The sequence below is a fragment of the Agromyces ramosus genome (assembly GCF_004216665.1).
In the GTDB taxonomy this organism is placed as follows: domain Bacteria; phylum Actinomycetota; class Actinomycetes; order Actinomycetales; family Microbacteriaceae; genus Agromyces; species Agromyces ramosus.
The window spans coordinates 642,593-654,708 of record NZ_SGWY01000002.1 but is presented as its reverse complement, the minus strand read 5'-3'; the positions used below and the strand labels follow the sequence as shown (position 1 = coordinate 654,708).

At 69.4% G+C, this 12,116-nt stretch carries 9 protein-coding genes and 1 tRNA gene; 2 read left to right on the top strand and 8 right to left on the bottom strand.

All coding sequences use genetic code 11. From position 1 onward, the window contains the following. Window positions 1–102: 102 nt before the first annotated feature. Window positions 103–2,169, bottom strand: a complete 2,067-nt coding sequence (uvrB, locus tag EV187_RS09640; RefSeq protein ID WP_130352824.1) for an excinuclease ABC subunit UvrB — start codon at window positions 2,167–2,169, stop codon at window positions 103–105. A gap of 73 nt (window positions 2,170–2,242) precedes the next feature. Further along, window positions 2,243–2,854 (bottom strand): dephospho-CoA kinase, encoded by a 612-nt coding sequence (coaE, locus tag EV187_RS09635; protein WP_130352823.1) that lies wholly within the window; start codon window positions 2,852–2,854, stop codon window positions 2,243–2,245. A gap of 51 nt (window positions 2,855–2,905) precedes the next feature. On the opposite strand from coaE, the gene EV187_RS09630 reads away from it, so the two are divergent. Next, window positions 2,906–3,517: a DUF4126 domain-containing protein gene (locus EV187_RS09630; protein ID WP_130352822.1), complete on the top strand. Its 612-nt coding sequence runs from the start codon at window positions 2,906–2,908 to the stop codon at window positions 3,515–3,517. 66 nt (window positions 3,518–3,583) lie between these two features. Here the strand turns inward: EV187_RS09630 and rpsA are convergent, their stop codons facing one another. The 4 genes from rpsA to EV187_RS09610 all read right to left on the bottom strand — a co-directional run bounded on the left by rpsA (window position 3,584) and on the right by EV187_RS09610 (window position 10,410). Further along, complete coding sequence (gene rpsA, locus EV187_RS09625) at window positions 3,584–5,035, bottom strand: 30S ribosomal protein S1 (RefSeq protein ID WP_130352821.1); 1,452 nt, start codon at window positions 5,033–5,035, stop codon at window positions 3,584–3,586. 182 nt (window positions 5,036–5,217) lie between these two features. Next, window positions 5,218–6,891 (bottom strand): DUF885 domain-containing protein, encoded by a 1,674-nt coding sequence (locus EV187_RS09620; protein ID WP_130352820.1) that lies wholly within the window; start codon window positions 6,889–6,891, stop codon window positions 5,218–5,220. Window positions 6,892–6,980: 89 nt separating this feature from the next. Continuing rightward, on the bottom strand, window positions 6,981–9,674 hold the full coding sequence (gene polA, locus EV187_RS09615) for a DNA polymerase I (RefSeq protein ID WP_130352819.1): 2,694 nt from the start codon (window positions 9,672–9,674) through the stop codon (window positions 6,981–6,983). Between the two features lie 130 nt (window positions 9,675–9,804). Next, entirely contained in the window at window positions 9,805–10,410 is a 606-nt protein-coding gene (locus EV187_RS09610; RefSeq protein ID WP_130352818.1) for an ANTAR domain-containing response regulator, read from the bottom strand. A gap of 36 nt (window positions 10,411–10,446) precedes the next feature. Here EV187_RS09610 and EV187_RS09605 point away from each other — a divergent pair. Next, window positions 10,447–10,532 (top strand) — tRNA-Leu (locus EV187_RS09605). Window positions 10,533–10,564: 32 nt separating this feature from the next. Here EV187_RS09605 and EV187_RS09600 read toward each other — a convergent pair. Next, the gene (locus tag EV187_RS09600; RefSeq protein WP_130352817.1) at window positions 10,565–11,473 is read right to left on the bottom strand and encodes an alpha/beta fold hydrolase; all 909 of its coding nucleotides are present in this window, start codon (window positions 11,471–11,473) and stop codon (window positions 10,565–10,567) included. Between the two features lie 114 nt (window positions 11,474–11,587). Continuing rightward, the gene (locus tag EV187_RS09595; RefSeq protein ID WP_242609524.1) at window positions 11,588–12,046 is read right to left on the bottom strand and encodes an SRPBCC family protein; all 459 of its coding nucleotides are present in this window, start codon (window positions 12,044–12,046) and stop codon (window positions 11,588–11,590) included. Window positions 12,047–12,116 lie beyond the last annotated feature (70 nt).

Genomic DNA, 12,116 nt, shown 5'->3' with positions numbered 1-12,116 from the left:
ACACCGCGGCCCGCGCGGCGCGTGCTCTCAGCGAACATACGTTCGATTCGACTCGCGCAGGCCCGTGTTCTCGCGGCTGCCGGGCCTCGGCGACGGGAGCTCTCAGCCGAGGTGACCCGCCTTCTCCATCTGCCGGAGTTCGCGCTTCAGCTCGGAGACCTCGTCGCGCAGGCGGGCGGCGAGCTCGAACTTCAGCTCCCCCGCCGCCTCGAGCATCTGCTCGTTCAGGTCGCGGATGAGCTCCTCGAGGTCGTTCGCGCCGGCGGCGGCGATGCCCTCGCGCCGCAGGTTGGGCACGGGGGCCTTCTTGCGCGCATCCCGTCCGGCGAGGAGCGCCGCGGTATCGGCCTCCTCGCGCGCCAGCACCTCGGTGATGTCGGCGATCCGCTTGCGGAGCGGCTGCGGGTCGATGCCATTGGCGCGGTTGTACTCGAGCTGCCGGTCGCGGCGACGCGTGGTCTCGTCGATCGCGGACTTCATCGAGTCGGTGAGCACGTCGGCGTACATGTGGACCTCGCCCGAGACGTTGCGCGCCGCACGGCCGATGGTCTGGATGAGGGACGTGGACGACCGGAGGAAGCCCTCCTTGTCGGCGTCGAGGATCGCGACGAGCGACACCTCGGGAAGGTCGAGCCCCTCGCGCAGCAGGTTGATGCCCACCAGCACGTCGTAGACGCCCGCGCGGAGCTCGGAGAGCAGCTCGACCCGGCGGAGGGTGTCGACGTCGGAGTGGAGGTAGCGCACGCGCACGCCGGCCTCGGTGAGGAAGTCGGTGAGCTCCTCGGCCATGCGCTTCGTGAGCGTGGTGACGAGCACGCGCTCGTCGCGCTCGGCCCGCACGCGGATCTCCTCGAGCAGGTCGTCGATCTGCCCCTTCGAGGGCTTCACCACGATCTGGGGATCGACGAGTCCGGTGGGTCGAATGATCTGCTCGACCACGCCGTCGGCGATGCCCATCTCGTATCGGCCGGGCGTCGCGGAGAGGTAGACGGTCTGGCCGACCCGGTCCTTGAACTCGTCCCACTTCAGCGGCCGGTTGTCGAGCGCGCTCGGCAGCCGGAACCCGTGCTCGACCAGCGTGCGCTTGCGCGACGAGTCGCCCTCGTACATCGAGCCGATCTGCGGCACCGTGACGTGGGATTCGTCGATCACGACGAGGAAGTCGTCGGCGAAGTAGTCGAGCAGGCAGTGCGGCGCCTCTCCCGGGGCTCGGCCGTCGATGTGACGCGAGTAGTTCTCGATGCCGGAGCAGAACCCGATCTGCTCCATCATCTCGAGGTCGAAGGTGGTACGCATGCGGAGCCGCTGCGCCTCGAGCAGCTTGCCCTCGCGCTCGAGCTCCGCGAGCCGCTCCTCCAGCTCGACGCGGATGGTGCCGATCGCCCGCTGCATCACGTCGGTGCTCGCAACGTAGTGCGAGCCAGGGAAGATGGGCACCGCGTCGAGCTTCTCGACGACCTGGCCCGTGAGCGGGTGCAGGCTAAACAGAGCCTCGATTTCGTCGCCGAACATCTCGATGCGGATGGCGAGCTCCTCGTAGATCGGGATGATCTCGATCGTGTCGCCGCGCACGCGGAAGTTGCCGCGTGAGAAGTCGACGTCGTTGCGCTGGTACTGCATCGAGACGAACTTGCGGATCAGCCAGTCGCGATCGACTCGCTGCCCGACCTGCAGCGGCATCATCGCGCCGAGGTACTCCTCGGGTGTGCCGAGGCCGTAGATGCACGAGACGGACGAGACCACGACGACGTCACGCCGGCTCAGGAGGGAGTTCGTGGTGGAGTGCCGCAGCCGCTCGACCTCGGCGTTGGTCGACGAGTCCTTCTCGATGAAGGTGTCGGTCTGCGGCACGTAAGCCTCGGGCTGGTAGTAGTCGTAGTACGAGACGAAGTACTCGACCGCGTTGTTCGGCATGAGCTCGCGGAACTCGGTGGCGAGTTGTGCGGCGAGCGTCTTGTTGTGGGCGAGGACGAGGGTGGGGCGCTGCACCTGCTCGATCAGCCAGGCCGTCGTCGCCGACTTGCCCGTGCCGGTCGCGCCGAGGAGCACCACATCGGTCTCGCCGGCGTTGATCCGGCCGGCCAGCTCGGCGATCGCGGCGGGCTGGTCGCCGCTCGGCCGGTAGTCGCTCACGACCTCGAAGGGACGGACGGATCGCGTGGCCTGCATGCGTTCCAGTCTAGGTACGCCCGCCGACACTCCGTCCGCCGCAGGGCCCCGTCCACGCAGGCCGCGCAGGGGCCTAGGCGCGGGCGCGCTCCTGCTTGATGCGGTGCCAGAGCGCGTCGACCTGGCTCATCGTGTGCGCCATCGAGCCGTCGGTGTCGATCACGACATCGGCGACCGCCACCCGCTCCGTGTTGTCGACCTGGGCATCGACGCGCGCCCGGGCCTGGTTCGGGTCGAACCCGCGCTCCTCGACGAGTCGCTTGACCTGAGTGCGCTTGGGGGCGCTCGTCACCACGATGAGGTCGAACGGATGATCCACCGCGGCCTCGACGAGGAGCGGGACGTCGTAGACGACGACCGCGTCGGGGTCCTCTCCCTCGATCTTCCCCAGGAGCCTCGTCGTCAGCTCGCGGACGGCGGGATGCACGATGGCATTGAGCCGCTCGCGAGCCTCGTCGTCGTTGAAGACGATCTCGGCGAGCTTCTGACGGTCGAGCGTGCCGTCGTGATCGAGGATGCCCTGCCCGAACCCCTCGACGATCGCGGCGAGGGCGGGCTTGCCGGGCTGGACGACTCGCCGGGCGAGCTCGTCGGCGTCGATGTGCACCGCTCCATGCTCGACCAGCCGACGCGCGACCGTGGACTTTCCTGAGGCGATTCCGCCCGTGAGACCGATCAGATACACGTTGACCACTCTATCCGTGCGACACTCGACCCGACGGCGTGGGAGGTGCGCGTGCTCGAGGTGCTGACGGGGACCGGCCTCGCGTTGGCGGCCGGGCTGAACGCCTGGATCCCTCTGGTGGTGCTCGGAGCGCTCGACCGGTTCACCGGCCTCGTCGAGCTGCCGCCGGCGTGGGCCTGGCTCTCGAACGAGTGGGTCCTGCTCATCCTCGTCGTGCTGCTCGTGCTGGAGTTCATCGCCGACAAGATCCCAGGGTTCGATTCGGTCAACGATCTCGTGCAGACGGTCGTGCGCCCGACCGCGGGCGGTCTCGCCTTCAGTTCGGGCATCGATGCGACCACGGTGGCGGTCACCGATCCCGAGGCGTTCTTCGCGTCGCAGCAATGGATCCCGATCGCGATCGGCGTCGTGCTCGCGCTCGGCGTGCACCTTGCGAAGGCGACGGCACGTCCGGTGGTGAACACGGCGACGGGCGGTGTCGGCGCGCCGGTCGCGAGCACAGCGGAGGACCTCGGCAGCTTCGGACTGGCCTTCGCAGCCATTCTCGCGCCCGTCCTGGTGCTCGTCGGGATCATGGCGCTCGCCGTGCTCGTCATCGTGCTCGTGCGGCGACGGCGTCGCGCGAGACGGGCGCGCGAGGAGCATCCGTCGCCTGCCCCATGACGACAGGCGCGGAGACGCCGGAAGGCCGGCCCCGAGGGGACCGGCCTTCCGTATCGCGGATCGCGACTAGTTGTTGCTCGAGAGCTTCTCGCGCAGCGCGGCGAGCGACGCGTCGTCGGCGAGGGTGCCCGCGCCGGCGGAGTCGCTCGAGAACGCTGCGGCACCCGAGGTGAACGAGTCGTCGGCGGCAGCAGCAGCGTTCGCCTGGGCGACCTGCTTCTTGTGCGCCTCCCAACGAGCCTGGGCGGCAGCGTAGTCCTGCTCCCACTTCTCGCGCTGGGCCTCGAAGCCCTCGCGCCACTCGTTGGTCTCGGGGTCGAAGCCCTCTGGGTACTTGTAGTTGCCCTGCTCGTCGTACTCGGTGAGCATGCCGTAGAGCGCCGGGTCGAACTCGGTGCCCTCGGGGTCGACGCCCTCGTTCGCCTGCTTCAGCGAGAGCGAGATGCGGCGACGCTCGAGGTCGATGTCGATGACCTTGACGAAGACCTCTTCGCCGACCGACACGACCTGCTCGGCGAGCTCGACGTGCTTGCCCGACAGCTCCGAGATGTGCACGAGGCCCTCGATGCCGTCGGCCACGCGAACGAACGCACCGAACGGTACGAGCTTCGTGACCTTGCCCGGTGCGACCTGGCCGATCGCGTGGGTGCGGGCGAAGACCTGCCACGGGTCCTCCTGCGTCGCCTTGAGCGACAGGGAGACGCGCTCGCGGTCGAGCTCGACGGAGAGCACCTCGACGGTGACCTCCTGGCCGACCTCGACGACCTCGCTGGCGTGCTCGATGTGCTTCCACGAGAGCTCGGAGACGTGGACGAGACCGTCGACGCCGCCGAGGTCGACGAACGCGCCGAAGTTGACGATCGACGAGATGACGCCCTTGCGGATCTGGCCCGGGTGGAGGTTCGCGAGGAACGTGGAACGCGACTCGGACTGCGTCTGCTCGAGGAGCGCGCGGCGCGAGAGCACCACGTTGTTGCGGTTCTTGTCGAGCTCGAGGATCTTCGCCTCGATCTCCTGGCCGAGGTACGGCGTGAGGTCGCGGACGCGGCGAAGCTCGATGAGCGAGGCCGGGAGGAAGCCGCGGAGGCCGATGTCGACGATGAGGCCGCCCTTGACGACCTCGATGACCGAACCGGTCACGACGCCATCGGCTTCCTTGATCTTCTCGACGTCGCCCCATGCGCGCTCGTACTGCGCACGCTTCTTCGACAGGATGAGGCGACCTTCCTTGTCCTCCTTCTGGAGGACGAGGGCCTCGACGGTGTCGCCGACGCCGACGACTTCGCTCGGGTCGACGTCGTGCTTGATGGAAAGCTCGCGGGAGGGGATCACACCCTCGGTCTTGTAGCCGACGTCGAGGAGGACCTCGTCGCGGTCGATCTTCACGACGGTGCCCTCGATCAGGTCGCCGTCGTTGAAGAACTTCAGGGTCTTCTCGACCGCGGCGAGGAAATCGTCAGCAGATCCGATGTCGTTGATTGCGACCTGCTTGGGCGCCTTGGTCGTTGCGGTTGTCATGTAGTGAATGCTCCGTAAAGGACAAAATCGAGCCCGTCGCGAGGTAGAGCGTTGTTGGTTTCCGCGACGGGCATGCGGACATGGATGTCACACGAGTGACGCTCTATCCTAGCCGAAGCGCTCCCCCGGCGGCAACCGAGCCGGAGAGCCTATCCGAATCGCCCGGTTCAGGCCGCCGGCGTTCAGTTGAGGAGCGCACCGCGGAGCGTATCGAGGCCGACGCCGCCGAGGTCGAGCGCGCGCCGGTGGAACTCGCGGATGTCGAATGACGCGCCCTCGCGGCGGGCGACCTCATCGCGCAGCTGCTCCCAGATCCGCTGGCCGACCTTGTACGACGGCGCCTGACCCGGCCAGCCGAGGTAGCGGTTCACCTCGAACCGCACGAACCCCTCGTTCATGTTGACGTTCTGCGAGAGGAACTCGAGCGCGTACTCACCCGTCCACGGGCCGTTGCCGTCGGGCCGCTGCTTGCCGAGGTGCACGCCGATGTCGAGCACCACGCGGGCCGCGCGCATCCGCTGGCCGTCGAGCATGCCGAGCCGGTCGGCGGGATCGTCGAGGTAGCCCAGGCCCTCCATGAGCCGCTCGGCATACAGCGCCCAGCCCTCGGCGTGGCCCGACGTGCCCGCGAGCTGCCGACGCCACGTGTTGAGCTTGCCGCGGTTGACGACGGCCTGGCCGATCTGGAGGTGATGTCCGGGGACGCCCTCGTGGTAGACCGTCGTGAGCTCGCGCCAGGTGTCGAACTCGGTGACGCCCTCGGGCACCGACCACCACATGCGACCGGGCCGCGTGAAGTCGTCGCTCGGGCCCGTGTAGTAGATGCCGCCCTCCTGCGTGGGCGCGATCAGGCACTCCAGCGTGCGGATCTCGTCGGGGATGTCGAACTGCGTCGCACCGAGCTCCGCCACCGCCCGGTCGCTCGTCTCCTGCATCCAGCGCTTCAGGGCATCGGTGCCGTGCAGCTTACGGCTCGGGTCGCCGTCGAGGAACGCGATCGCCTCGGCGACGGATGCCCCGGGCAGGATCTCGCGCGCGATGGCCTCCTGCTCGGCGACCATCCGGGCGAGCTCCACGATGCCCCACTCGTAGGTCTCGTCGAGGTCGATGACCGCACCGAGGAAGTGCCGCGACCGCAGGGCGTAGATGTCTCGTCCGACCGCGTCGCGCTTGCCCGCGACCGCTTGGAGCTCGTCTTCGAGGAACGCGGCGAGCGAGCCGTAGGCGGATGCCGCGCCGGCGGCCGCGCGCGCAAGCTCGCGCCGCAACGGCTCCGCGAGCTCGTCGTCGCCGGCCTTCGCCTGCTCGACGAACGTGCCGAAGAAGCCGTCGGGCTTCGCGACCCGGCGCGCCTGCGCCGCGACCTCGCGCACCTGCCGCACCGCGGGCACGACGCCCTCGGCCGCGCCGGCGCGGAGGGTGGCGATGTAGCCGTCGATGGCGCGCGGCACGTCGCCGAGCCTCGTGGCGATGCGCTCCCAGTCGTCGCGCGAGTCGGTGGGCATGAGGTCGAAGACCTCGCGGATCTCCTGCGCGGGACTCGCGATGACGTTGAGGTCGCGAAGGTGGAGCCGCGCCTCGTCGACCTCGAGTTCGAGCCCGAGCTCGCTGCCCAGGTCGGCGACGGTGATCCGGTCGATGTCGTCGGCGGGCTCCGCCGTGCGCAGCGCCTGCAGCGTGGACCGGATCGCCTCGACCGAGCGCTCGTGCCCCTCGGGCGAGTAGTCGGCCAGACGGTCGTCGGTGGAGGGGCGCCCGATGTAGGTGCCGACCGCCGGATTCAGCTCGACGAGGGTGTCGACCCAGCCCTCGGCGATGCGGTCGACGTCGGACGGGGTGCGCTCACTCGATGCCATGGTGCGAGCCTATGACACCCCGCCGACGGCCCTCGAACCGCCCGGCACCGCACGTGCCGTCGCCGTACTCGCGTGTGACGCGCCCTCGCTCAGTGCGCCGCGTCGTCCCAGTTCGCGCCGCGGCCGATCTGCACGTCGAGCGGCACCTGGAGGTCGGCGGCGTTCGCCATGCCCTCGCGGACCACCGCTTCGAGCACGTCGGACTCTCCGGGCGCGACCTCGAACACGAGCTCGTCGTGCACCTGCATGAGCATGCGGCTGCCGAGGCCGCGAGCGGCGATGTCGGCCTCGACGCGCGACATCGCGATCTTGATGATGTCGGCCGCCGAGCCCTGGATCGGCGAGTTCAACGCGGCTCGCTCGGCATTCTCGCGGAGCACGCGGTTCGGGCTCGCGAGGTCGGGGAACGGACGACGGCGACCGAAGATCGTCTCGGTGTAGCCGTCGATCTTCGCCTGCTCGACGACGCCGCGCAGGTAGTCGCGCACCGCACCGAATCGCTCGAAGTACTCCTTCATGAGCTGCGTCGCCTCGGCGCGGTCGATGCGCAACTGCTTGGACAGGCCGAAGGCGCTGAGCCCGTAGGCGAGGCCGTACGACATCGCCTTCACCTTGGTGCGCATGAGGGGGGTGACGTCGACGGGGTCGACCGAGAACACGCGCGCACCGACGAAGCGGTGGAGGTCCTCGCCGGCGTTGAACGCCTCGATGAGCCCCGGATCCCCTGAGAGGTGCGCCATGATCCGCATCTCGATCTGCGAGTAGTCGGCGGTGAGCAGCTCGGCGTACTCGGGTCCGTGCCGGAACGCCTCGCGGATGCGCCGCCCCTCCGCCGTGCGGATCGGTATGTTCTGCAGGTTCGGGTCGTTCGACGACATGCGGCCGGTGGCGGCGCCGATCTGGCCGTAGGTGGTGTGGATCCGGCCGTCGCCGGCGATCGCCTTGTCGAGCGACTCCACGATCTGACGGAGCTTCGTGGCGTCGCGATGCTCGAGGAGGTATCCCAGGAACGGGTGCGGGTTCGAGTCCTGCAGGTCGGCGAGCGCACTCGCGTCGGTGGTGTAGCCGGTCTTCGTCGCGCGCGTCTTCGGCATGCCGAGCTGGTCGAAGAGCACCTCCTGGAGCTGCTTCGGGGAGCCGAGGTTCACCTCGCGGCCGATCTCCGCGAAGGCCGACTGGGCGAGCGCCGCTGCCCGCTCGCCGAGATCCGACGAGAGCTCCGCGAGCTCGGCGTGGTCGACGGTGACGCCGCGCAGCTCCATCGCGGCGAGCACGGGCACGAGGGGCATCTCCACCTCGGCGAGCAGGCGGCGCGAGCTCTCGGACAGCGAGCGCAGCACGACCGGGGCGAGACGCAGCGTGTACCACGCGTACTCGGGCGCGCCGGCGTCCATGCCCTCTTCTGGGACGAGGAGCGCGGGATCGGACTGGGGCACCGTCTCGCCGAGGTAGAAGGCGACGAGATCGGCGAGCGACTTCTCCTGCAGGATCGGACGGACCATCCATCCGGCCACCAGCGTGTCGAGCACGAGCCCGTCGAACGCGAGCCCCGACCGGCTCAGCGCCTTGAGCTGGCCCTTCGCGTCGGTCATGATCTTGGGCGCATCGCTCGCGAGCCACGCCTCGAACGGGGCGTACTCGGCGCGATCGGGCTGCCAGGGCAGGCGCAGCGACTCGTCGGAGCTCGCGATGCCGGCGCCGATCACGCGCCCGTCGACCACGTCGAGGCTCAGGCCGAGCCCCGCCGGCTCCGCGGCCGTCGCGCGCTGCAGCCAGGTCGCGAGCTCCTCGTCGAGCAGTATGCGGGACGTCGGCGCGGGGGGCGCCTCGGCGACGGCGGCCTCGGCGGCGGGCACCGGCACGGGGGCCGCCCCGCCGTTGCCGTTCGCCTCGCCGGTGACGAGCTTCGTCACCCGCTCCATGAGGGTGCGGAATTCGAGTCGCTCGAAGATCGGGCGAACGGACTCGAGGTCGATCGGCTGGGCGACGAGCTCGTCGAGCTCGACGTCGAGCTCGACGTCGCGGACGAGCTGGTTCAGCTTGCGGTTGCGCACGGCGTTCTCGCGCCCGTCGCGCAGGTTCTGCCCGACGACGCCCTTGATCTCGTCGGCATGCGCGAGGATGCCGTCGAGGTCGCCGTAGAGGCCGAGCCACTTGACGGCGGTCTTCTCGCCGACCTTCGGGATGCCGGGGAGGTTGTCGCTCGTCTCGCCGACGAGCGCGGCGACGTCGGGGTACTGCTCGGGGCGGATCCCGTAGCGTTCCACGACCGCGTCGGTGTCGTAGCGCTTGAGCTGCGAGACGCCCTGCGTGTTGGGGTACAGCAGTGTCACGTCGTCGCCGACGAGCTGGATGGTGTCGCGGTCGCCCGAGACGAGCAGCACCCGGTAGCCCTCGGCCGCACCGCGGGTGGCGAGGGTCGCCAGGATGTCGTCGGCCTCGAAGTCCTCCTTCTCGAGGGTGCGCACGCCCATGGCCTTCAGGGCGTCCTGCAGCAGCGGCACCTGGCCCCGGAACTCGGGCGGCGTCTCGCCGCGATTGCCCTTGTACTCGGCGTACTCGCGCGTGCGGAACGACTGACGTGAGATGTCGAACGCCACGGCGAGGTGGGTGGGCTTCTCGTTCTGGAGCAGGAGCAGCAGCATCGACAGGAACCCGTGGATGGCGTTCGTGTGCTGCCCGTCACGGGTGGAGAAGCTGTCGACGGGAAGGGCGTAGAAGGCCCGGAAGGCCAGCGAATGGCCGTCGATCACGAGAAGGGTGGGCTTGTCTGCGTCCGGCACCCCCATAGCCTACAAGCGGCCGCCGACAGCGATCCGCCAGTCGGGCGACCCCGTCGCGGAGGGTCGGCGGAGACGACGGATGCCGCGACGAACGGGTCGTCGCGGCATCCGGAAGCGGAAGGGGCGTGGGCTACTTCTTGGGCGCCAGCTGCTCGATGATCGCCTGCGAGACGTCCTTCATGGTGAGCCGTCGGTCCATCGACGCCTTCTGGATCCAGCGGAACGCCTCGGGCTCGGTGAGGCCCATCTTCTCGTTGAGCAGGCCCTTCGCCCGGTCGACCAGCTTGCGGGTCTCGAAGCGCTCGACGAGGTCGCCGACCTCGGCCTCGAGGGCGATGATCTGGGCGTGACGCGCCAGCGCGATCTCGATCGCGGGCAGGAGGTCGTTGGGCGTGAACGGCTTCACGACGTAGGCCAGGGCGCCGGCCTCGCTCGCGCGCTCGACGAGCTCCTTCTGGCTGAATGCGGTGAGGAGCACGACCGGGGCGATGTGGCCCTTCGAGAGCCGCTCCGCGGCCGAGATGCCGTCGAGCTGGGGCATCTTCACGTCCATGATGACGAGGTCGGGACGCAGCTCGGTCGCCAGGGCGACCGCCGTCTCGCCATCGCCGGCCTCTCCGACGACCTCGTAGCCGTTGTCGCGCAGGATCTCGACGATGTCCAGGCGGATGAGCGACTCATCCTCCGCCACGACGACACGGCGCGGCGCCGGCTGGGTCTGTTCGCTGTCTGTCACGCAGGAAAGCCTACGGTATTCTGGGCGGGGCCTCTGGCCGGTGTGGCGGAATGGCAGACGCGGAGCACTCAAAATGCTTTGCCCGAGAGGGCGTGTGGGTTCGACCCCCACCACCGGCACCACTCGGTGCCGCCATCGCGGTCGGGTTTCGGCCTCACGCCTCCTTCGCGGGCGGATGATGCACGCCGCGGTGGATCTCGTAGAGGCGCGCGTTCCCCGGCGAGTCGGGGTCGTCCACGATCGGCTGGTCCTCCATGAACAGCCGGATGAGGTGGGCGAGCTCCCCGGGGTGGCTGAAGTTGATGGCGTGCGCCGCACCTTCGATCCGCACGATCAGCACGTGGTTGTCGGTCTGGCCGGCCACCTCCTGCACGCGCGCCGCACCGGGCATCAGCGGGTCGCGGTCGCCGAGCACCGCGAGCGTCGGGATCTTCATGGCGAGCAGGCGTTCGAGCGATGGATACTGCGTGAGCGACCGGAACATCCGCATGGTGCTCGGAACGCCGAACCGCACGTAGTCGGGGGTCACGACCCGCATCAGCCGTGCCGGCTCGCGCGGTGCGTCGCGACTGATCTGCCCCATGGCGCGCCGGAGCGGCTGGTTGAAGATGCCACCCGCCGGTGAGACGAGGACCGCCCGGTCGATGCGGTCGGGATAGTGGTAGGCGAACTCGCAGATGACCGGGCATCCCATCGAGTTCCCCACCAGCGTCGCCTTCTCGATGCCGCGATCGTCGAGGAACCGCGCCGCGGCATGCGCGAGGTCGGGCACGTCGAGGGCGTTCGCCACCTTCCCGCTGCGTCCGAATCCGGGAAGGTCGGGCACGAGCGTGTGGAAGTGGTCCGCGAGCCGCTCGGCGGTCGGGAGGAGGTAGCGCCCGGAGAGGCCGAAGCCGTGCACGTGCATCATCACCGGGGCATCCGGCGGATTCCGCGACTCCCGGTAGAACACGTCGATGCCGTCGACCGTCGTCCATCGCTCGGCCAGGGCCGTCGCCGGTCGCGGACGGCCGGGACCGCTACGTCGCCAACCGGTCGGAACCTCGGAACTCGTCCTCACCATCGACTCCCATCCGTCGGACGTCGCCGCACGGCTCCGCTCAGGAGCGCACTCCAATGCTGCGCCCTGATCGCCGATCGTCCCTCTCCCCCGAACGGGGGTCAGCACCTGCGGTCCTCAACGGCCTTCCGGCACGGGCCCGTTTCCGAGGTACGCGTTCCGCCGCTCGATGAGCCGCACGAGGTGCGGGCCGATGAACGCCTCGGCGGCTCGACCGAGCCCGCCGAGCGGCGCCTCGAACACGACATGGTCGATCATGAGGGTGCCGTTCCCGTCGGCGACGAACGCGTGCTCGTGGCGGAAGCTCCGGAACGGCCCGCGCACCTGTTCGTCGACGAACCAGTGCGGCGCCTCGAGCTCGGTGATGCGGCTCGTCATCCTGATGGGCACGCCGAAGTGCCAGGCTCGCCAGGTCACCTCCTCCCCCAATCCGATCGAGCCGGAGGTGACGCCGCCGATCGCCCGCTCGCGGGAGCGAGCCATGGACGCGGCGTGGACGTCGATGTCGAGCGAACGGGCGAACGCCTCCTCCACGGGCATCGCGAGCGGCGTGCGGCATTCGAACTCGACGGTCACGTGATCATCCTGACATCCGGCCGGACCACTCGGCGTCCCGACCCCATCGCGACCGCGTGTTCCGACGGCG

Coding starts and splice junctions, on each gene's coding strand:
- EV187_RS09600 (WP_130352817.1), bottom strand. CDS start 11,473: ATGGTGAGGACGAGTTCCGAGGTTCCGACCGGTTGGCGACGTAGCGGT.
- rpsA (WP_130352821.1), bottom strand. CDS start 5,035: ATGACAACCGCAACGACCAAGGCGCCCAAGCAGGTCGCAATCAACGAC.
- uvrB (WP_130352824.1), bottom strand. CDS start 2,169: ATGCAGGCCACGCGATCCGTCCGTCCCTTCGAGGTCGTGAGCGACTAC.
- EV187_RS09620 (WP_130352820.1), bottom strand. CDS start 6,891: ATGGCATCGAGTGAGCGCACCCCGTCCGACGTCGACCGCATCGCCGAG.